The sequence below is a fragment of the Streptomyces sp. NPDC058697 genome (assembly GCF_042715345.1).
GTDB classification, from domain to species: domain Bacteria; phylum Actinomycetota; class Actinomycetes; order Streptomycetales; family Streptomycetaceae; genus Streptomyces; species Streptomyces liliifuscus.
The window spans coordinates 41,922-62,299 of the sequence record NZ_JBHXSU010000035.1; the positions used below are offsets into that span (position 1 = coordinate 41,922).

Annotated in this window: 18 protein-coding genes; 5 read left to right on the forward strand and 13 right to left on the reverse strand. The window is 70.5% G+C overall.

The features are described from left to right. Positions 1 to 39: 39 nt before the first annotated feature. Complete coding sequence (locus tag ACFWXQ_RS42900; protein ID WP_386270316.1) at positions 40 to 1,107, reverse strand: lytic polysaccharide monooxygenase; 1,068 nt, start codon at positions 1,105 to 1,107, stop codon at positions 40 to 42. A gap of 165 nt (positions 1,108 to 1,272) precedes the next feature. Between ACFWXQ_RS42900 and ACFWXQ_RS42905 the strand changes: the two genes are divergently transcribed. Then, positions 1,273 to 1,761, forward strand: a complete 489-nt coding sequence (locus ACFWXQ_RS42905) for a GNAT family N-acetyltransferase (protein ID WP_383952751.1) — start codon at positions 1,273 to 1,275, stop codon at positions 1,759 to 1,761. Between the two features lie 40 nt (positions 1,762 to 1,801). Here ACFWXQ_RS42905 and ACFWXQ_RS42910 read toward each other — a convergent pair whose 3' ends face one another. Continuing rightward, positions 1,802 to 1,936, reverse strand: a complete 135-nt coding sequence (locus ACFWXQ_RS42910; protein ID WP_257678067.1) for a hypothetical protein — start codon at positions 1,934 to 1,936, stop codon at positions 1,802 to 1,804. A 214-nt stretch (positions 1,937 to 2,150) separates the two neighbouring features. On the opposite strand from ACFWXQ_RS42910, the gene ACFWXQ_RS42915 reads away from it, so the two are divergent. Continuing rightward, positions 2,151 to 2,783, forward strand: coding sequence for a class I SAM-dependent methyltransferase (locus ACFWXQ_RS42915; protein WP_383952749.1), 633 nt, complete (start codon positions 2,151 to 2,153; stop codon positions 2,781 to 2,783). On the opposite strand, the gene ACFWXQ_RS42920 is transcribed toward ACFWXQ_RS42915, so the two are convergent. Further along, entirely contained in the window at positions 2,780 to 3,280 is a 501-nt protein-coding gene (locus ACFWXQ_RS42920; protein WP_383952747.1) for a DUF402 domain-containing protein, read from the reverse strand. The genes ACFWXQ_RS42915 and ACFWXQ_RS42920 overlap by 4 nt on opposite strands. Next, positions 3,261 to 4,181 carry a GNAT family N-acetyltransferase gene (locus tag ACFWXQ_RS42925; protein WP_383952745.1) on the reverse strand — a complete coding sequence of 307 codons (921 nt, stop codon included), beginning with the start codon at positions 4,179 to 4,181 and terminating at the stop codon, positions 3,261 to 3,263. Before ACFWXQ_RS42925 ends, ACFWXQ_RS42920 begins: the two co-directional genes overlap by 20 nt. A 71-nt stretch (positions 4,182 to 4,252) precedes the next feature. On the opposite strand from ACFWXQ_RS42925, the gene ACFWXQ_RS42930 reads away from it, so the two are divergent. Beyond that, a complete protein-coding gene (locus ACFWXQ_RS42930) occupies positions 4,253 to 4,633 on the forward strand; it encodes a GntR family transcriptional regulator (protein ID WP_383952743.1) in 381 nt (126 codons plus the stop codon). Between the two features lie 166 nt (positions 4,634 to 4,799). On the opposite strand, the gene ACFWXQ_RS42935 is transcribed toward ACFWXQ_RS42930, so the two are convergent. After that, a complete protein-coding gene (locus tag ACFWXQ_RS42935) occupies positions 4,800 to 5,894 on the reverse strand; it encodes a DUF5925 domain-containing protein (protein WP_383952741.1) in 1,095 nt (364 codons plus the stop codon). A gap of 172 nt (positions 5,895 to 6,066) precedes the next feature. Here ACFWXQ_RS42935 and ACFWXQ_RS42940 point away from each other — a divergent pair, with 172 nt between their 5' ends. Continuing rightward, on the forward strand, positions 6,067 to 7,488 hold the full coding sequence (locus ACFWXQ_RS42940) for a xylan 1,4-beta-xylosidase (RefSeq protein ID WP_383952739.1): 1,422 nt from the start codon (positions 6,067 to 6,069) through the stop codon (positions 7,486 to 7,488). A 128-nt stretch (positions 7,489 to 7,616) separates the two neighbouring features. On the opposite strand, the gene ACFWXQ_RS42945 is transcribed toward ACFWXQ_RS42940, so the two are convergent. The 7 genes from ACFWXQ_RS42945 to ACFWXQ_RS42975 form a co-directional block, all read right to left on the reverse strand. After that, on the reverse strand, positions 7,617 to 11,561 hold the full coding sequence (locus ACFWXQ_RS42945; RefSeq protein ID WP_383952737.1) for a lipopolysaccharide biosynthesis protein: 3,945 nt from the start codon (positions 11,559 to 11,561) through the stop codon (positions 7,617 to 7,619). After that, entirely contained in the window at positions 11,554 to 12,381 is an 828-nt protein-coding gene (locus ACFWXQ_RS42950) for a polysaccharide deacetylase family protein (RefSeq protein WP_383952735.1), read from the reverse strand. The genes ACFWXQ_RS42945 and ACFWXQ_RS42950 overlap by 8 nt, the downstream gene beginning before the upstream one ends. Continuing rightward, positions 12,378 to 13,364 carry a glycosyltransferase family 2 protein gene (locus tag ACFWXQ_RS42955; RefSeq protein ID WP_383952733.1) on the reverse strand — a complete coding sequence of 329 codons (987 nt, stop codon included), beginning with the start codon at positions 13,362 to 13,364 and terminating at the stop codon, positions 12,378 to 12,380. The genes ACFWXQ_RS42950 and ACFWXQ_RS42955 overlap by 4 nt, the downstream gene beginning before the upstream one ends. After that, positions 13,361 to 14,179 carry a glycosyltransferase family 2 protein gene (locus ACFWXQ_RS42960; protein ID WP_383952731.1) on the reverse strand — a complete coding sequence of 273 codons (819 nt, stop codon included), beginning with the start codon at positions 14,177 to 14,179 and terminating at the stop codon, positions 13,361 to 13,363. Before ACFWXQ_RS42960 ends, ACFWXQ_RS42955 begins: the two co-directional genes overlap by 4 nt. A 365-nt stretch (positions 14,180 to 14,544) precedes the next feature. Beyond that, positions 14,545 to 15,639 (reverse strand): GNAT family N-acetyltransferase, encoded by a 1,095-nt coding sequence (locus ACFWXQ_RS42965; protein WP_386270317.1) that lies wholly within the window; start codon positions 15,637 to 15,639, stop codon positions 14,545 to 14,547. Position 15,640: 1 nt separating this feature from the next. Beyond that, entirely contained in the window at positions 15,641 to 16,018 is a 378-nt protein-coding gene (locus ACFWXQ_RS42970; RefSeq protein ID WP_384092370.1) for a hypothetical protein, read from the reverse strand. A gap of 256 nt (positions 16,019 to 16,274) precedes the next feature. Beyond that, complete coding sequence (locus tag ACFWXQ_RS42975) at positions 16,275 to 17,483, reverse strand: S8 family peptidase (RefSeq protein WP_383955484.1); 1,209 nt, start codon at positions 17,481 to 17,483, stop codon at positions 16,275 to 16,277. A 315-nt stretch (positions 17,484 to 17,798) separates the two neighbouring features. Between ACFWXQ_RS42975 and ACFWXQ_RS42980 the strand changes: the two genes are divergently transcribed. After that, a complete protein-coding gene (locus ACFWXQ_RS42980; protein ID WP_383955487.1) occupies positions 17,799 to 18,608 on the forward strand; it encodes an SGNH/GDSL hydrolase family protein in 810 nt (269 codons plus the stop codon). Between the two features lie 31 nt (positions 18,609 to 18,639). Here the strand turns inward: ACFWXQ_RS42980 and ACFWXQ_RS42985 are convergent, their stop codons facing one another. After that, the gene (locus ACFWXQ_RS42985) at positions 18,640 to 20,337 is read right to left on the reverse strand and encodes a serine/threonine-protein kinase (protein WP_383955490.1); all 1,698 of its coding nucleotides are present in this window, start codon (positions 20,335 to 20,337) and stop codon (positions 18,640 to 18,642) included. Positions 20,338 to 20,378 lie beyond the last annotated feature (41 nt).

Consider the following 20,378-nt stretch of genomic DNA (forward strand, 5'->3'; position numbering starts at 1 on the left):
TCGTGGCTGGTCGCGCAGTTCCCCGCGCCCCTTACGGGGCTATCGGCTGTGGCGGCCGCCACTCACCGCGCGGCGGCGGACCGACGCGAACAGTGCCGCCGTACCGAGGGCCAGGGCGGTCGCCCCGCCGATCGCGACGTACGGAGTGGTGTTCGAACCGCCGGTCTCGGCGAGGTTCTCCGAACCGCCGGCGGGCTCGGCGTCGCTCGCGGAGTCGTCCGTCGCCTCGGAGGGTGCCGCCGAGGCGTCGGAACCGGCGTCGGAACCGGCGTCGGCGTCGGAGTCCGAGGCGGTGTCTGCGGCCGCCGTGGCCGTGGCCTGGGTCTTCGGGTCGTCGTCGCCGTGACCGCCGTGCTCCACGGACGACTCGTCGGTGCCGTCCTCGATCTCCTGGTCGGACGGCGCCGACGCGGTCGGGGCCGTGGAGGCCCCGGCGCCGCTCCCGCCCCCACTCCCGCCCTCCCCGAACACGACGTCCGAGCAGGTGTAGAACGCCTCGGGGGAGTCCGAGCGCTGCCAGATCGAATAGATGAGGTGGCGGCCCGACTTGACCGGGACGACACCGTCGAAGACGTAGTCGCCGCTCTCCATCCGCGGGTCGGTGACCTTGAGGAAGGGCTTCGACTCCAGGTCCGACCACTTCAGGGGCTTCGTCGGGTCGTAGCCGTCCTTGGTGACGTACAGCTCGAACGAGCCCTTGTGTGGGGCGGTCCCCTTGTAGCGGAACGTGCGGTTGCCCGAGGTCAGCCGGGTGGCAGGCCAGTCGGCGCGGGCCAGGTCGAGGCCCCTGAACTTGTCGTTGGCCGCGCTGCACAGCTTTCCGTCGGGGATGATCTCCTTCGACTTCCCGGCCGCGTTCGCGATGTTGACGCCGTTCCAGTCGTAGAGGGCCTGCGTGCCGCCGGCCGCGACCGCGGCCTTGCAGGCGGCGGACCTCGGGTTCTCCGGACCCTCCGCGAAGCAGCCCGCGACCCTGCTCACCGGGTCCGTCATCGAGCCGTGCGCGGCCGCCGGAGCGGCGGCAAGACCGGTCAGGGCGAGCGGGGCGACGCCGACGGCGGCGACCGTGGCGAGGCGGATGCGGGTGGCCTTGCGGCGAGCGGACATGGGGAACTCCTCGAAGCGGATCCGGGGTGCTTGTGATGCCGGGGGGCGATCAGCAAGCTAGCCCCTCGAAACCGTGAAATCGCCTGCTGGGAGGGGGTGAGGGCGATCCTTATGGTCCGCTTAAGGGAGTGCTGAGACTGCGATCAGGTAGGTACCGTTCCGGCTATGACGAAGACTCCGGAAGGAGCCCCGGCGGACACTCCGTACGAGGCTCGGATCCGTCCCGCCGTCGCCTCCGACACCGCTGCGGTGAAGGCCCTGACCGACGCGGCCTACCGCCCCTACATCGAACGGATCGGAGTGGTTCCGCGGCCCATGGAGGCGGACCACGCGGCAGACGTCGCCGCGGGGCGGGTGTTCGTCACGGGGGAGCCCGTGACCGGACTCGTGGTGATCGAGGCACACGAGGACCATCTGTTCCTCGACAGCATCGCCGTCCACCCGGACGCCCATGGGCAGGGCGTGGGGCGCCGGCTCCTGGCCTTCGTGGACGCACGCGCGCGTGCGCTCGGACTGCCCGAGGTCAGGCTCTACACGAACGCGCTGATGTGGGAGAACCAGAAGATCTACCCGAAGTACGGGTACGAGCTCGTGGAGCGCCGCGCGGACGGGCCGTACGACCGCCTCCACTACCGCAAGCGGCTGGTGCCGTGACGGTTCCTCGGGCCCTGACGACTCCTGGTGCCGTGACGGCTCAGCCGTCCGGCCACCACGTGCGTGCGATGTCCTTTCGGACCTCCGGGCGCTCGGCGGGGCGCTCGTCGGCGTCGTCCCGCACGCGACGGGAGTCCGACTTCCTCAGGGGCTTCTGCACGGTTACACGGCGCATGGCTGCCTCCTTGCATCTACCGGGTTCCGCGTTTGTACGGAGGTAGACCGTTCCGGGGAGAGTGACTCATCGGTGCCCGCTTGTCAGTGGCGGTAGTCACGTTTCACCTGTGAGTCCACATGCCGGACAACTGGGGGTTCCGCGCAGTTCCGGCGCACGTCCGGCGCAGTTCTGTCCCCGGCCCGTTGTCAGTGGCGGGTGTCACTCTGGGCACATGACGAGTAACAGCGCCAGTGAAGAAGTGAAGAACGGTGAGGAGTGGCCTCGTGTCGACTGGGACGCCGAGTCCGCGACGTTCGACGACGAGCCCGACCACGGACTGCGGGATCCCGCCGTGCGCGAGGCCTGGGCGGCCAGGCTGCGCGGCTGGCTGCCCCGGGGCCCGGCCGACGTGCTCGATCTGGGCTGCGGCACCGGCAGCCTGTCGCTCCTCGCGTCCGAGCAGCGGCACCGGGTGACCGGGGTCGACTCCTCGCCCCGCATGGTCGACCTCGCCCGCGCCAAGCTGGCCGGGCGTGACGCGGCGTTCCTGGTCGGGGACGCGGGGGCCCCGCCGGTCGGGGAGCAGCGCTTCGACGTCGTCCTCGTCCGCCATGTGCTGTGGACGCTGCCCGAACCCGGCCGTGTCCTGCGGCACTGGTGCGGACTGCTTCGCCCCGGCGGACGGCTCGTGCTCATAGAGGGCGTCTGGGGGACGGTGAGCCCGGTCGGCATATCCGCCGACCGGCTGACCGGACTGCTCACACCCCTCGCGGAGGACGTCCGCGTGGAGCCGCTGTCGGACGACCCGCTGCTGTGGGGACGAGAGGTGGAGGACGAGCGGTACGCGGTGGTGGCCGTGCCCTAGGTCAGGAGCGCCTCGAAGTCGTCCTCCCGGGCGCGGAGTTCGAGTTCGTCCAGGGCTGACCGGGCGGCGGCCGCGGCCTGCGGATCGGTGGTCTCCAGGCCGCTCTCCGCGAACTCGTCCTCGTCCAGACGCAGTACGGTCCCGCCGTCGGCGGAGCGCCACAGGTCGAGGTCGAGGTCCTCGACGACCAGTTCGCCCTCGGAGACGGAAGCCGGGCGGGTGATGTCGCAGTACCAGCCCTTCAGCACGCCCTCGGGACCACGGACCTCCTTCACCGCGTACCAGCGGTCGCGCCAGTAGTGCTCGGTGAAGACGTCACCCGGTTCGAAGCGTACGAAGCCGAAGTCGCGGACTCCGGCACTGGCCCAGGCCGCTCGGACGGTGACGTGGGTGCCGTCGTCGTGCAGCAGCTCGGCCGGGTAACGGATCTTCGTGCGGCCCGCTTTGACCAGGACGATGTCCAACTGGAGGGGGGAGTCAGGGGAGTTCGCGGACATGTTGCACCTCCGTGGCGCAGATCTCGTAGCCGAACCACTTGTTGACCGCCAGCATCGGTTCGTTGCCCGCGTCGTTGGCCGTGAACGCCTCCGTGAAGCCGGCGGCTCGGGCGCGGTGCAGGGAGTCGTTCTTGGCGAGCTTGGCGAGGCCGCGGCCTCGGTGGGCCCGTGCCGTGCCGGTCATCACCGTGCCGTAGCGGGTGCCGCCGTCGGTACGGGCGGCACTGAACGCGGCGGGGCGGCCGGCGACGACCGCGACCGAGGTCAGTTCATGGCTGAGGAGGGGATGGTGCCAGGTCTCCTTCAGCCAGGCCTCGTAGTCCGTGAACTCGTGGGCGATGTCGCTCGGTTCGTCCAGCAGCGTCTCCGCGTCCAGGTCGAACAGCGGGCGGGGGTCGTCCGCGAAGTCCGCGGCCGTGCGCAGTTCGACGTCCGCGGGCGGCTCCCGGCGCGGCGGCAGTACGCAGGTGGCCAGGTCCAGGCGGAGGAAGTGCGCGGAGCGGCGGGGGAGGTAGCCGCGCTTCTCCGCGAAGGCGAGGTTCGCCGGCTCGTCCACGACCCGGACGAAGAACCTGGTCACGTCCAGGGCGGCGAGGCGCTCCTCGGCGGTCCTCACGAGCAGCGAGCCCGCGCCCCGGCCCTGGCGGTCCGGGTGCACGTACACGTTCAGATAGCCCTGGCCGGGCTGCGGGCTGTCGTACACGACGCCGACCTGGGCCGTGCCGAAGAGTTCGCCGTCCTCCTCCGCGACCAGCGGCTGGAAGTGGGCGTCGGGGTGGACGTTCGCGGCGTCGTAGGTGATGGCCTCGGGGGTGGAGAGCATGAAGGGGAGCGCCAGGTGCCGGATACGGGCGAAGCCCTCGGCGTCTCCCGCGCGGAAGTCGCGGACGATCACAGTCATGACGTCGCACGCTACGTGGGCGGTGGGGCCGGGTGCCTCTCATTTTCCCGCCGGTGCGGGACAATCACTGCGTGACGCTGAAGATCGACATCGAGGACGACGCGGGGATCGCGCCCTACGAGCAGGTGCGCGCCCAGATTTCCGAACAGGCGCGGGCCGGGGCGCTGCCGGTGGGCTACCGGCTGCCGACCGTGCGGGGGTTGGCCGAGGAGCTCGGCCTCGCCGCCAATACGGTCGCCAAGGCGTACCGGGCTCTTGAGTCGGACGGGGTCATCGAGACGCGGGGGCGCAACGGAACGTTCGTCGCTGCCGCGGGCTCGGCGGCGGAGCGGGAAGCGGCGTCCGCCGCGCAGGTCTATGCCGATCGTGTGCGGCGGCTCGGGTTGTCCGAGGCCGCCGCCGTTGCTGCGGCCCGGGATGCGTTGCGCGCGGCGTATGGGGCGTCCGGCTGACGGTTGGCGTTGGAGCGGCTCTGGGATGCTGCCGGTTGTTTGCTGTCTGCGGGGGCGTTGTGGCTTGTCGCGCAGTTCCCCGCGCCCCTGAAGGGGCGCGCCCTGGTGTGCGGAGTTGGCTTGGTGGCTGCGGCTGGCGGTCAGCGGGTCAGACGGGTCGCGTGGCCTACAGGTACAGACCCGCGTCCGCGCCCTCTCGTTGGTCGGGGACCGAGGTCGGGGTGGTGCCCCGGCGTAGGGCGTAGAGCTCGGCGAGGGTGGCGCCGTCTCGGGGGAGGCCCTCCTCCGTGCCCAGCCAGGCGGCGGACTCGCGGCGGGTGAGCGGGCCGACCTCGATACGGGCGAGGCAGCGGCCGGGGCGTACGACGGCGGGGTGCAGGCGCTCAAGGTCCTCGTTGGTGGTGACGCCCACCAGGACGTTGCGGCCCTGGCCCAGCAGGCCGTCCGTGAGGTTCAGCAGGCGGGAGAGCGCCTGGCCCGCCGTGTGCTTGGCCTCGCCGCGGATCAGCTCGTCGCAGTCCTCCAGCAACAGCAGCCGCCAGCGGCCCTTGCCCGTGCCGTCCTCCTCGCCGATCGCGATGTCCATCAGATAGCCGACGTCGGAGAAGAGCCGCTCCGGGTCCAGCACACAGTCCACCTGGCACCAGTCCCGCCACGAGCGCGCCAGCGTCCGCAGCGCCGACGTCTTGCCCGTACCCGGCGGACCGTGCAGCAACAGCAGACGGCCCGCGATGTCCTCGGGCGTCGTCTTCATCAGGCCGTCCATCGCGTCCGCCACGGGCGCGGTGTAGTTGGCGCGCACCTCTTCCCACGTACCCGCCGAGATCTGGCGGGTCGTGCGGTGCGGTCCGCGGCGGGGCGACACGTACCAGAACCCCATCGTCACGTTCTCCGGCTGGGGTTCGGGCTCGTCGGCCGCGCCGTCCGTGGCCTGGCCGAGCACCTTCTCGGCGAGCTCGGAGCTGGTCGCGGTGACGGTGATGTCGGCGCCCCTGTTCCAGCGCGACACCAGCACCGTCCAGCCCTCTCCCTCGGCGAGGGTCGCGCTGCGGTCGTCGTCCCGCGCGGACCGCAGCACCTGTGCGTCAGGGGGGAGCAGCGTGGCCCCGGAGCGTACGCGGTCGATGTTCGCCGAGTGCGAGTGCGGCTGCTCGCCCGTCGCGAAGCGGCCGAGGAACAGCGCGTCGACGACGTCCGACGGTGAGTCGCTGTCGTCGACGTTGAGCCGGATCGGCAGAGCGTCGTGTGGGTTCGCAGACATGCCGCCATGATCCGTCACGTGGGCGACCCGTGCATCCGGTTTCCGCGTTGCCCACCGAAGGAGGCCCACCGAAGGAGGTGCGCCGGCCCTGCGTATCCCCTCCGTCCTGTTACAGGGCTGTGGTCGACGGAACCTGTTCTACCGCTGACCCCCGCCGTTACTGTTGCCCTTGATGGGACGTCATGGGTGGAATTCGGGGGCTCGGCGGTGGCGGTTCACCGCTCTGCTCGGTGTGGGCGTGGCCGCTCTGGCCCTGGTGCTGACCCTGATCCACACCCTTCCAGGCGACGCGGGAAGCGAGGCCGGCACGACCCGCGACGGTGACAAGGTGCACGGCACGCCTGCCGTTCCCCCCTCAGCGCCGAGACCCGAGGTGGGCTGGGGCTTCACCCACACCCAGTTCAGCGCCGACGAGGGCAGCGGCGCCGCCACGAAGCGGGTGGAGAAGCGCCTCGGCGAGCAGCCCCTACCGCAGATCCAGCACATCATGGGCTGGGGCGCGGACAATCCCGAGCCGGTCAAGGGGCGGTACGACTTCGAGGACATGGACCGCCGGATCGACTTCGTCCGGGAGACGGGCGGCACGCCGGTCGTCACGCTGTGCTGCGCCCCGGACTGGATGAAGGGCGGCAAACCCGGCTCCGACAAGACCGACTGGAGCCAGGCGGCACTGGAGACGGCGCCGGACCGCGCCCACTACAAGGACTACGCCGCCCTCGCCGCGACCGTCGCCAAGCGCTACCCGGACGTACGCCACTTCATCGTCTGGAACGAGTTCAAGGGTTTCTGGAACGACGCCGAGGCCCGCTGGGACTACGAGGGCTACACCGAGCTGTACAACCTCGTGTACAAGGCGCTCAAGAAGGTCGACAAGGACATCGAGGTCGGCGGGCCCTATCTGGTGATGGACAGCCTCGACCCGCGCCAGAAGGAGAACGCGTCGAAGACGCTGAAGGGCAGCTGGGGCACCATGGACCAGCGGATCCTCGACGCCTTCGACTACTGGAACAAGCACAAGGCCGGCGCGGACTTCGTCGTCGTCGACGGGTCCAGCTACACCAAGGACGACGACCTGCTGCCGGACGAGTTCGGGGCCACCGACAAGTTCACGGCCGTCAGCCGGTGGGTGCGCGAGCAGACCGGTGACCTGCCGCTGTGGTGGGCCGAGTACTACGTGGAGCCCGCCGACGGCGACGACATCCGCGACGGGTGGTCCGAGCCGCACCGCGTCGCCGTGCAGGCCTCGGGTCTGATCGCGATGGCCCGCGGTGGCACGACCTCCGCCTTTTACTGGAACCCGGAGACCGAGAAGGGCGCCGGCTGTCCGGGCTGTCTGTGGACCCCGACCGACCGCGCCTCCGGCGGCAAGGCGTTGTCGATGCTCGACCTCATCTCCCGCTTCGCCGAGGAGTTTCCGCCGGGCACCAAGTACGAGCAGGTCTCTGTCGCCGCGGACGACAAGCCGAACGTGCGGGTCCTTGCCGATGGCGAGGTGGTTCTCGTGGTGAACACCCTTGACCGGGGGATCAGTGCGGAGGTCGATGGGGAGCGGTTCGAGATGGGGGCGTACGGAGTGAAGTGGCTTCGGCGGTAGCCCTCCGGGGGGGGGCAGGTGTCGTTTGAAGCTGCGGGTTCGTTGTGGCTTGTCGCGCAGTTCCCCGCGCCCCTAAAAGACGCGCAGTTCCCCGCGCCCCTAAAGGGGCGCGCCCCCTCTCCCCTTCCTCACGCCATCGTCAGGAATCTCTGGACCAGTGACGCCAGCAGCACCGCCAGCAGTGGCAGTGAGAACCAGAAGCTGCCCTGGAGCCACTGGAGTTGTCGCACGCTCGGGCGGACGGCGACCCGTACCACCTCGCGGGTTGTCAGCAGGAGGATCAGGGCGATCGCGGCGAGGGCTCCGACGACCGACCAGGGCGTCCAGGTGACCTGGGGGCCGATCGGTCCGGGGTCGGGCTCGGGGACCTTGCCGTCCGGCTGTTTGCTCAGGGTGTAGATGGTCACGTCGTCGTTGGCGAACGTCTTGCGGAGCTCCGGGCGGGCGTCGAGGTTGTGGACGAGCCGGGTGTCCCAGGTCTTGGAGTAGCCCACGTCCAGCTGGAGATACGTCACCTGGCTGCGGTTGACCATGAGGAACGAGTTCGGGCCCGCGTCCTTGAGGGACTTGACCAGGCCCGACACCAGGACCGGATCGGGCGGCGCCAGCGTCGGCAGGTACTCCACCCTCTCCATGTCCCGCGCGCCCCAGGGCATCGCGGGCGTCACGTTGTTCACCGTGTCGTCGCTGAGCCACAGCAGCCGTACGGTCGGCTTGTCGTGCGCGTACACGTACTCCATGCCCGCGACCTCGCCCGGCCGGATCCGCTCGAAGGGCTCGTTGCCCCATCGGGCCACCAGGAAGCCGCCCATCAGGACGAGGCCCGCCATCAGGGCGGCGAGCGGGGCGAGGCTCACCCGGTCCTTGTCCCGTTCCTTCGCGGTGACGCCGGTGCGCGGGAACAGGGCGAGCGCGGCGAGCAGGGCCGCCCCCGGGAGGGCGAACATGAAGACGCGCAGCGCCATTTCGCCGCCGTACGACTGCATGCCGAAGCCCAGGAACGGGACGAACGTGAGGACCAGCAGCGACCGCTCGCGGTACTTGTGGTCGCGCCGCCGCCACCAGCCCCAGCAGGCCAGTGCCATCACACTGCCGGCCAGCGCCACGCGTGCGTACAGGACGAGCTTGTGGCTCGAACTGCCTTCCCCGATACGGCCGGAGACCGACGAGGACACATTGCTGCCCACGCCGCCCACCCCGCCGAACAGCTCGTCGAAGTGCCCCGACCAGTACGGCTCGGCGAGGAAGCCGATCCACACGGAGACCACGACGGCGAACAGGATGGGCAGGCCGCGCAGTTCGGAGCGGCCGACCAGGACGAGGACCGCGAGGACGCCCAGCATCACGAACGGCGTGAGCTGGTGCGCCGGGACGGTCGCCATGAACAGCCCGATCAACACCATGAGCAGTACGGCCCGTTGGCGCCGGTCCGTCGGCTCGACCTCCAGCTCGCCGGGCCGCGCCTTCGTCCACAGCACCCGTGGCGCCCGGAACCACACGAGCAGGATCGCCACGAAGACCAGATAGAGGAGATACGTGAAGCCCTGGGGGGAGAAGTAGTCCTGGCCCACCCAGCCGCTGAGCACGAAGATCCAGATGCCGGTCCACTTGGCCCGCCAGCTCGCGCGCATATGGCGTACGAGCAGGAACAGCGGTGCCAGATAGAGGAGTTGCATGGTCATCGGCCACCAGCGGATGACCTCGGTGAGGTCGGTGACCCCGCAGGCCTTCGCGACGAATGCCGCCCCCGCGAAGAAGCCCGGCCAGCTCCAGCGCGCGTCCAGGTCGGGTACGGCGGACCCGGTCCGGTCGATGTAGTCGATGAACCCGAGGTGCTGCCAGGCCGTCGCGAACCGCGGCTCGGTCTCGATGACCGCGGGCAGCGCGTGCAGCGACACCACGGTGGCCAGCAGCGTGACCAGCAGCAGTACCCGGTGCTCGCGGCCCAGCCAGAGCAGCGAGGCGAAGACCGTGACCAGCAGACCGGCTCCGACCAGCGTCGGCGTCGGCAGCACGGAGACCAGGCCGAGCCCGCCCATCCGGTCGAGATCGCGCTCTCCGAGTCCGGCCGCGGGCACCCAGTACAGGACCAGCGCGGCCGTCAGCAGACAGCCGAGCACCACCCCGAGCCGGGTCGGCCGCAGCCGCTCCCACACGGACACCGGCGGCGCGTTCGGACCGGACGGACCGGACCGCCCGCCCGTCTCCTGCCCACCCGCCTCGATCGCGAGCCGTGAAGACCCCTTCCCGTGCAGGGCGCCCGACGCTCCGGACGTACTCCGTTCGCGTCCGCCCTCCGACTCCTCGCCTGACCTGCCCTGCGACGGCTCGAAGGGGGCGTCCACCTCGACCTCCGACGGGCCGAGGGAGGTCTCGGAGCCGGGTTCCCGCTCCTCGACGGGCAGGCCCACCTCCACGCGGGCGGGGGGCAGTTGGAGGGGCGCCTTGAGCGCCCAGGTCGGCCGGTGGTCCGGACGCGGCTCACTGCGGTGGTCCGGCCGTTCGACCTTCGGCGTCCCGGTGGGCGGCGTGCCCGGACCGGGCCGTACGTCCGGCCGCCGCTCCAGGTGGTCGAAGTCCAGCTGCACACCGAGCGCCAGCGTGTCCGTGTCGAGCCGCTGCGCCCAGGCCGGGCCGCGCCCCTTCTTCGGCTTGTCCGGCTGCGTCGCGGGCACATCGCGGGCGCCCAGGTCCGCCAGGTCGCCGTCGGGTGCCGCACCCTCGGGCACGGCGGCCGGCGCGGTCCTGACGATCCGGTACAGCCTCGGCGCGGCGAGCGCCACGATGACCGCGAGGCTGGAGATCTCGGCCACGCCCGCGCCGGTCAGGCCCATGCGGGGCAGCAGGATCACCGTCAGCCCGAGCACCAGCAGGCACAACAGGCCCTGCAGCCAGGCGAGTCCGGAGGTGCGGCTCTGCGCGCGCAGCACCGCGAAGTACGTCTCCATGACGACCCGCAGCACCGCGCCGACCGCGAACCAGCGCAGCAGCGGCGTCGCCGCGTCCGCGTACCCCTGGCCGAACACGCCGAGGATCCACGGCGCCCCGAAGAACAGCACAGCGGCCACCGGCAGCATGATCCGCGCCATCCGGCGCAGCGCGGCCCGGGTGTTCGCGGCCAGCCGCGCCGGATCGTGCGAGCCCTCGACGGTCAGCGAGGCGCCCATGTTGATGGCGAGCAGGTTGACCGTGCCGCCGATGGTCGTGGTGATGTAGAAGTACGCGTTGTCGGCGGAACTGACCTGCGCGGCCACGATCACCGGGACGAGATACACCACGGCGAGCGAGAACAGCGAGCCGGTGTAGTCGCCCGCGAGGAACCGTCCGATCTCCCTCGTGGTGGGCGGCTCGGCGTGCTCTGCGGTCGCCTTCACATGCCGCGGCACCAGGCGGCGGAACACCAGCCAGCCCAGCGGCAGCACGGACACCGCGATCGCCGCGACCCACGACACGAAGACACCCATGGTCGGGATCGCCGCGGCGAACGCCACCAGCAGCACCAGCTTCACCGCCGAGAACACGGTGTTGCCGACCGGCACCCACAGCGCGCTGCGCAGCCCGGTCAGCACCCCGTCCTGGAGCGTCAGCACCGACCAGGCGACGACGGCCCCCACGAAACCGACGGCGATCAGCGGGCTGTGCAGGAAGCGGTACGAGGAACCCCAGACGTTCAGGGTGAGCAGGAAGAGGCCGGCGGCCAGCGCCACGACCACCGAACTGCCCGCGTACGTACGGAAGATCAGCCGTCCGGTGCCCCGCCCCGCGACCGGGATGAAGCGGGCGAGGGCGCCCGTCAGCGTCACCGCGGTGAGACCCGCGAGGAGCTTCATCGCGGCGATCGCGGCGGAGCCCTGGCCGACCGCCGACTCGGAGTAGTACCGGGCGGCGGCCAGCCAGAAGCCCAGCCCGAGCACGGCGGAGATCCCGGTGTTCAGCATCAGGGCGTAGGCGTTCCGGAACAGCGGGCTGCCGCCGGACGACCGGCCGAGGCCGGGCAGACGAAGGCGGCGCCCGGACCGCTCGGGTGCCTTTGGCGTGGGAGTGTCGGCCTGGGCCGTGGTCGTGTCAGACACGGGAACGGATGGCCTTCCGGCGAACCTGTCGTGCTCTGCGGACCACGGCGTACCCCTTGGTGAGGGCGCGGTCCCTGGCGAAGGTACGGGCGATCGCGCGGCCCTCCACGAGCCGCTCGAACTCCTCGATACCGGTGCTGCGGCGCACGGTTACCCGCCGCAGCGCGTACGGCCCCTGGCGGCGCCGCGCGAGGCTGTTGCCGACGGCGAGAGCCTGGGCGAACCCGGCCTCGCGCACGATCCGGCGCACCCGGCTGCTGGAGTAGCCGTACGGGTACGCGAACGACGCCGGGCGCGCGCCCAGTTCGTCGGCGACGATCTCCCGGCAGCGCAGCAGCTCGAACCAGAGCGCCTCGTCGGCCAGCTGGTCCAGCTGCGGATGCGTGTGGCTGTGGCCGCCGATCTCGACGTCCGCGCCCGCGAGCGCGCGCACCTGGTCCCAGTCGAGCATCTCGTCGAGGGCGCCCCCGGTGTCGTACGCCCCGCGCAGCCAGCCCGTCGACACGAACAGCGTGGACGCGAAGCCGTGCTCGGCGAGCACGGGCAGCGCGTGCCGGTGCACGCCCTCGTAGCCGTCGTCGAACGTGATCAGCACGGGCCGCCTCGGCAGCGGCTTCGACGCACGCCAGCACTCCGCGAGCGCGGCCGTGTTGACCGGTGTGAACCCCCGGTCGCCGAGGAGCGCCATCTGCTCGGTGAACGCCTCGGGCGCCACGGACAGCTCCCGGGTCGCGTCGTTCGGCGCGGTCGCGACAGCGTGGTACATGAGAATCGGCACGCGCGCATCGCCCGGATCACGCGCATCACGTGGGTCGCTCATGGTTTCGCCCCCTCGATCTGGACGACCGAGAACGTGGCCCCACCCCTGCGTGCCCGGACGCTGCCGAGAACGTACCCGCCCGCCGCCGTCACCACTCCGGTGACGATGGCGGCCGCCCGGCCCGCGCCGCCGGGGCGGGCGAGCAGCGCGTCACGCAGCCCGCGCGCGACTCCGGCGGGCAGCACACGCGTGGTGTAACGGCGCTCGGACTCAAGGCCCTTGTCGGCGCCCACACTCCGCGCGACCAGGGCCTTCGACAGACCCTCGGCATACGTCCGCGTACGGAAGTACGCGAAGTGCTCGCGTGCCTCGGGCACCCGGTGGTGGATCACCGCACGGTCGTCGATCAGCAGGACCGCGTCCGGCCGGGCACGGGTGAGACGGATGCACAGCTCCGTCTCCTCGCAGCCCAGCGGACGCTTGTCGCCGTCGCGCCCGATGCCGGTCGCGAAGCCGCCCGCCGCGTCGAAGGCGCTGCGCCGGAACGAGGCGTTGCCGCCGAGCACATTGCGCACCTGGACCCGGCCGGGCGGCAGGCCCTTGTACGTGCAGCCCACGACCCAGTCGAACTCCTCGGGGAACCAGGCCGGCCGGCGGCCCGACGCCCAGATCGGCATCGTACGGCCGCCGACGGCCATGACCAGCGGATCCTCGTACCCCTCGGCGAAGTGGCGCAGCCAGTCGCGCTCGGCCACCGCGTCGTCGTCGAGGAAGGCGATGACGTCGCCGTACGAGGCGGCGATGCCGGTGTTGCGGCCCGCGGAGAGGCCCCGGGGGCCCGCGTTGGCGAGCACCCGGACCCCTTCGGTCTCCTTGTACTCCTTCGACAGCCGGTCCAGGAGCGCCTGGTTGTGGTCCACCACCAGGAGCGTCTCCAGGGCCGGCCTGGACTGCGCCCGCACCGAGGCGACCGCCGCGAGGATGTCCTCCCAGCGGTCCTCGGTGTAGACGCAGACCACCACGGAGATGTCCAGGGTTCTCAAGACACCTCTCCCGGCCCGGAGTTGAGTGCCACGGCGTGCGGACGACGGCGCAGCGAGCGCCGGTTGGAGCGCTCCTTGAGGATCACCTTGAGCACCCGCAGCCCGTCCCGCACGGCCCGCAGATTGCTCGAACCGTGGATCCGGAGGTACTCGTGGCTCGGTATCTCCTGGACCTTGAGCCCCGCCTTGACCACCCGGATGTTCATCAGGGTCTCCACCTCGAAACCGGTGCAGTCGAGGTCGATCTTGTCGAGGCAGTGCCGCCAGAAGGCGTTGTAGCCGTAGCAGAGGTCGGTGTAGCGGGCGCCGAACTTGCGGTTGACGGCCGTGCACAGCGCCCAGTTGCCGAGCTTGCGGATCGGCGTCATGTCGTCCGTGCCGCCGCCGTTGGCGAACCGCGACCCCTTCGCGAAGTCCGCCCCGGAGACCAGCGCGGAGACATAGCTGACGATCTCGTGGCCGTCGGCCGAGCCGTCCGCGTCGACCATGACGATGATGTCGCCGGTGGAGGCCGCGAACCCGGTGATCAGGGCATCTCCCTTGCCCTTGCCGACCTGCTTGACGACCTTGACGTCGGGCCACAGTTCGCGGGCGACCTCGACGGTGTTGTCGGTGGAATTGCCGTCGACGAGAACCACTTCGTGGATCCAACCCGGCAATGTCTTGAAGACGTACGGGAGATTCTCCGCCTCGTTCATGGCGGGAATCACGACGCTCACCGGAGGCGCTATGGCCAGGTGAGTCGATATGGGCCGGTACTTGCTGGCTATGAGCGGATCTTTGCCCGAAACGGCCGGGCGCACAACAGAACTCATGAGTCTGATCCCTCTCGTCCGGTGGACCGCCCGCCCCTGGGCGGTCCGGCATTTTGTCCGGTTCGAAAGGGGGGTTTTGTCACTTACGGCATGCCGAAGTCGATCTCCGTGCAAGCCGGGTGAGCTGGCAAAGCTGGCCGACTGACTGGGTCGGTCGCGCGGCGGCACTCGGCACAAAAGCGGTCACCGAGCACGGCACCCCCCTACCGCGCCCCGCGCCGGGCCCTCGTCGCGATCCTGAGCCCTCCCCTGAATCGCATGTGCATGATGGTCCGATGCGGGTGGATGTACGACGGTATTGATGATTGAGACGATATGGCAAGACCTGGAACGTGGCCTCACGTTTTTGTTGGTTTGGACGTTACCTAACGGCCCGAGCGGATTTTTCCCATCCGCTTGAGCGCTTTGTCGGCCGGCTCGAACAGCTCCGGCCGAGACAGCACCGCGTTGCGCAGCGCCCGGACCGGGGCGCGCCGCGCCCGGTGCCCGAGCGCCACGGGATGGCGGCGCGTGACCAACCCCTCGGACACGGCGAGTTCGCGTGTCTTCAGGGAGTCCTTGTATTCCTTCTGCCCCCGGCCGAGATCCAGATAGGCGATGCCGTCGGCGGCAGCCGCCTCGGCCATACGCAAATGCAGGACAAGGCCCGGGGAGTATTTGGAGAACGCCGGGTCGTACGCGGGGAACCAGCACGCCAGGACGCGCCCGGAGCGCAGCCCGAAGTGCGCGGCGATCGGCTTGCCGCCCGTGTAGAGCACCGACAGGATTCCGGCGAACGGCTCGGAACGGGTGTGGAAGAGCTGGTGCGTCAGCCGGGTGATCCACGGCTGCGCGAAGCGGTCGCTGCGCCCGGTCCTGCGGTACTGCGCCGACTTCCACTCCATCAGCGTGAGCAGCGCCTGGGGATCACGCTCGTCGTGCACATAGCGCACCTCGCCGTGATCGCGGCCGAGCTTGCGGTCCTTGGCGAGCGTGGTGCGGGTGAACTTCGGTGACCGGTCCCGCAGTTGGGCCAGATAGGTCTCGTACCCCCGGTCGACGTCCATGACCGGGGAGGGGAAGGTGCCGGAGGCCTCGGCCTCGAACGGCTCCTGGCCTTCCACCAGGTGGTCGAACTCCCACACCGCGAGCCCGCAGGCCCGCAGCAGCTCCCGTGCGTCCCAGGTGAAGCCGGGCCCGTGGACGAGGCCCTGGCAGTCGGAGACGCCGAGGCCGACGGCCCGGCCGACGCCGGCGGTGGTTCTCTGGAACGGGAAGAAGGCCACCGGTTCGCCGCTCTCCCTGAAGACGGCGATCCGTACGCCGCGCCGGCAGCGTCCCACGGCAAGGGTGAACTCCGGTGACAGGAACGGGTTGGCGAGTTCCGGGGCGCCGTGCAGATGGGCCTTCGACTGAAGGGCCGACCACGCCGCCCGGTCGGCGGCGGTCAGTTCGCCGGGGCGGTACACGCTGATGTTCACGTCAGGATGCCCGTCTTCTCGCCGTACGGCCACGGAACCGCCGTACCAGGACCAGCAGGAGAATGAGGGAGCTGAGCGCGGCCACGGCCGCGATTCCGCCACGGACCGACCACCGGTGCACCGCGAGCATGCCTTGGGCGACCAGAAGGTTGAGAGCTACTGCTGCTGACAGGGACGCAACGGTGCGGCCGAACGGTTCCATGCCGCGCAGTGCGATTCCGACCGCGGTTCCCGGGGCGGCCAGCAGGAAGAAGAGCGCGAACGGGGCACGCAGTGGCGAGTCCACGTCGGTCAGGGCCAGCACGGCTCCGACGCCGGCGATGGCCGCGGCGGCGCCCGCGAGCAGGGGGAGCAGGTCCCTCCCCGGATCCTGGTCCAACCGCTCTTCACCACCCGATGGGGATGGGTCCGATGGAGATGGCTTGATACGTAAGGTCTGCATTGGCGACTTTGCCCCCCGACGCGCCGGATGCCGGGCTTCAATGTGGCCCAGTGTTGTACGGGGCGTCAAGATGAGGGGGCCGTTGATGTTTGGCCGCGGGTTCGTTGTGGCTGGTCGCGCCGTTCCTCGCACCCCTAAAAGATTGCGCAGTTCCCCGCGCCCCTTGAAAGGGGCGCGGGGAACTGCGCACGTGCTACGGGACGAGCTTCAGGAGGCGGTTCGGGGAGCCCGTGCCGGGGCTGGTCACCACGCCGGTGGTGGCGCCGTTCACGAGGGCCGTGGAGACCTGGGCCGGGGTGGCCGAGGTGTGGCCGGCCAGGTAGACGGCGGCCGCGCCCGCGACGTGCGGGGTGGCCATCGACGTACCGGAGATGGTGTTCGTCGCGGTGTCGCTGGTGTACCAGCCCGCCGTGATCGACGAACCGGGGGCGAAGATGTCGAGGATCGAGCCGTAGTTGGAGTAGCTGGCCCTGGCGTCCGTGCTGGTGGTGGCGCCGACCGTGATCGCGGTGGCGACGCGGGCCGGGGAGTAGGAGGAGGCGTTGGCCGCGCTGTTGCCCGCCGCGACCGCGTAGGTCACGCCGCTGGCGATGGAGTTGGCCACCGCGGTGTCCAGCGTGGTGGAGGCGCCGCCGCCGAGCGACATGTTGGCGACCGAGGGACCGCTGTGGTTCTGGGTCACCCAGTTGATGCCCGCGATGACGCCGGCGGTGGTGCCGGAGCCCGCGTTGTCGAGCACGCGGACCGCCACGATGTTCGCCTTCTTGGCGATGCCGTAGGTCGACCCGGCGATGGTCGTGGCGACATGCGTGCCGTGACCGTTGCCGTCCGAGGCGACGGTGTCGCCGTCCACGGCGTCGTAGCCGTAGCTGGCCCGGCCGCTGATCTGCGAGTGCGTGATGCGCACGCCGGTGTCGATGACGTACGCCGTCACACCGCTGCCCGCCGTGTCCGGGTAGGTGTACGTGCCGGAGAGCGGCAGGGACGTCTGGTCGGAACGGTCCAGGCCCCAGGGGGCGTTGGACTGGGTGGTGTCGGTGACGTGCACCGTCTGGTTCTGCTCGACCACGGCCACCGACGGGTCGGCGGCCAGTCTCTTGGCCTCGGCCGCGGACAGGGTCGCCGTGTAGCCGTTCAGCGCGGCGCCGAACGTCTTCTTGACCGTGCCGCCGTACTCCTTGATCAGACCCTTGCCCTCTGCCGACGAGGCCTTGAAGTCCACGCCCTTCTTCAGCGTGACGATGTAGCTGTCCTTGACGGCGGTGGGGGAGTCCGCCGCGAGGACCCGGCCCTCGGCCGGCGCGGCCTGGGCGGGAAGCGCGGTGACGGCGCCGAGCAGAGCGGCGGTCGCCACGGAGGTTATCGCGGCGATCCGGATCTTCTTGCTACGCAGCTGTGCCATGCGAGGGAGTCCTCCTCATAGGCGGCGTACGCCTGGGTGGGGCGCACGTCTGTGGGGGGTGCGCGCGTGATCGCACACACAACCAGGAGCGTTGCGTTCCGCTACCGGTCGAGACATCAGCGTGATCGATCTACGGGTGCAGCTCAAGGGAGTTGACGCTTTGTCACGCGTCTGTCATGAACACGCAATCGAACGCACAGTGAACACAAAGCGGAGAGGTCGGTAGGTCCGGAAAAGTCTTGGCATGGACACTTCCTGTCAACACGCGTAGCTGCTACGAAAGTTACGGCAGAGATCCTGCTAAAGGGAGGTTCCATGAGACGTTCCCGACTTACGGCATACGTGACCTCGCTCCTCCTCGCCGCCGCCTGCGCCCTCACCGGGGCAACGACGGCCCAGGCGTCCCAGCAAGCGGCAGCCACGGGCTATGTGGCCCTCGGCGACTCCTACTCGTCCGGTGTCGGCGCGGGCAGCTACATCGGCTCCAGCGGCGACTGCAAGCGCAGCACGAAGGCCTACCCCTACCTCTGGGCGGCAGCCCACTCACCCTCGTCGTTCAGTTTCACGGCCTGCTCGGGCGCTCGTACGGGTGATGTTCTGGCGAACCAGCTGGGCCCGCTCGGCTCCGGCACCGGACTCGTCTCCATCAGCGTCGGCGGCAACGACGCGGGCTTCTCCGACGTCATGACGACGTGTGTCCTGCAGTCCGAGAGCGCGTGCGTCGCCCGCATCAACACCGCGAAGGCGTACGTCGACTCGACACTGCCCGGCAAGCTCGACTCGGTCTACTCGGCGATCAGCGCCAAGGCCCCGGCCGCCCATGTGGTCGTCCTGGGCTACCCCCGGTTCTACAAGCTCGGCGGCAGCTGCCTGGCCGGCCTCACCGAGACGGAACGGGCCGCCATCAACAACGCCGCCGACTACCTGGACAGCGCCATCGCCAAGCGGGCGGCCGACCACGGCTTCACCTTCGGCGACGTACGCCCCACGTTCACCGGTCACGAGATCTGCTCCGGCAGCGCCTGGCTGCACAGCGTCAACTGGCTGAACATCGGTGAGTCGTACCACCCGACGGCCTCGGGCCAGTCGGGTGGCTATCTGCCCGTCCTCAACGCCTCGGACTGATCACCGCCGAGGCCCGATCGCCTCGGACCGGCTACTGCCGAGGCCTGATCGCTCCGTTCGGCGCGAGTGCCTGCGGAGCGTCGGAGGAGGCCCCGCCCGTCGGGGCCTCCGTCTCGCACGTCACGGAGAAGGGCACCTGCTCCGACTTCGCCTCCCGGGGACTGCGGACCTCCACGCCGATCTTGTTCTGGTACGTCCCCGAAGCGTCGTACGTCGTCACGATGACCGTGTTCTGCTTGGTCTTCCCGCCGTTCGCGGGGAACGACAGCGTCTTCCAGCCCGGGTCGGACACCTCACCCGTCTCCGTCACCCAGCGGTACTCCACGTCCGCCGGCACGACCGTCACCGTGAACGTCGCCGTGAAGGTCGGCGCCTCGGCGTCGGGCGGCGGGCAGGCGCCGGTGTAGTCGGTGTGCGAGCCCGAGACCGTGACCTTCACGGACTGAGTGGGCGGCTTGGTGGTCTGGCCGCCGGTGGTGGTCGAACCTCCGTCGCTTCCGTTCGAGCCGGAGCTCTCCGTGGTCGAGCCGCCGTCCGTGCCGCCCCCACTGCTTCCGTTGCCGCCGCCGTCGTCACCGCCGCCCGTCGAGCCGCCGGTGCTCGACCCGCTGTTGGTGGTGTCGTCCCCGCCGCCTCCGTCGTCCCGGTTGACCAGGGCGTACGTCAGTCCCCCGAGCGCGACCGCGAGCGCGACCAGACCCGCGATCACCACGGCCGTCGCGCGCCGCGGATGGGCGGGCCCCGTCGTGGTGGTCGTCGCGGACGGCGCCTGCTGCGGCGAGTGGGCGGGCTGTGTGTAGGCGGGCGGTGTGTACGCGGGAGTGGGGCGCGGCGGGGTCGGGGCGGGCTGCGGCTGTGCCGCGATCGTCGGCGCGTAGGCCGCGCTGCCTGTGTGGGGGGTGCCGCCCGCCGCGACGAGCCGGAGATCCCGTTCGGCGTCCTCGGCCGACACGCGGTCCGCCGGGTCCTTGCGCAGCAGGCCCTCGATCACCGGGGTGAGCGGGCCCGCGCGCAGCGGCGCCGGCAACTCCTCGTCGACGACCGCCCGCAGCGTGCTGAGCGGGGTGTTCTGGCGGAACGGCGAGTTGCCCTCGACCGCCGCGTAGAGGAGCACACCGAGCGACCACAGGTCGGACTCCGGTCCCGGTGTACGCCCCAACGCCCGCTCCGGGGCGAGGAATTCGGGCGAACCGATGACCTCGCCGGTCATGGTGAGCGCCGAACTGCCCTCGACCGTAGCGATCCCGAAGTCCGTGAGGACCACACGGTCGTCGTTCGACAGCAGTACGTTGCCGGGCTTCACGTCCCGGTGCAGGACCCCCGCCTCGTGCGCGGCCCGCAGCGCGGCGAGCACCTCCGCGCCGATGTACGCGGCGCGCTGCGGCGGCAACGGGCCCTCGGCGTCCAGCAGATCGGAGAGCGCGATCCCGCGGATCAGCTCCATCACGATCCACGGGCGGCCGTCCTCCGTCGCCACGTCGTAGACCGTCACCACATTGCGGTTCGCGACCCGGGCGGCCGCCCACGCCTCGCGCTCCAGCCTGGCGTACATCCGCTCGGCGTCGGGGCCCGGCAGCCCTCCCGGGGCCCGCACCTCCTTGACGGCGACCTCGCGGTGCAGGACCTCGTCGCGGGCGCGCCAGACCGTCCCCATCCCGCCCTCGCCCAGCGGCGAGAGCAGACGGTAGCGCCCCGCGATCACTCGTTCACTACCAGGTTCCTCAGACACGGGCGCCCCCCATTAGCATCCGCACGATTCTGAACAAAAGT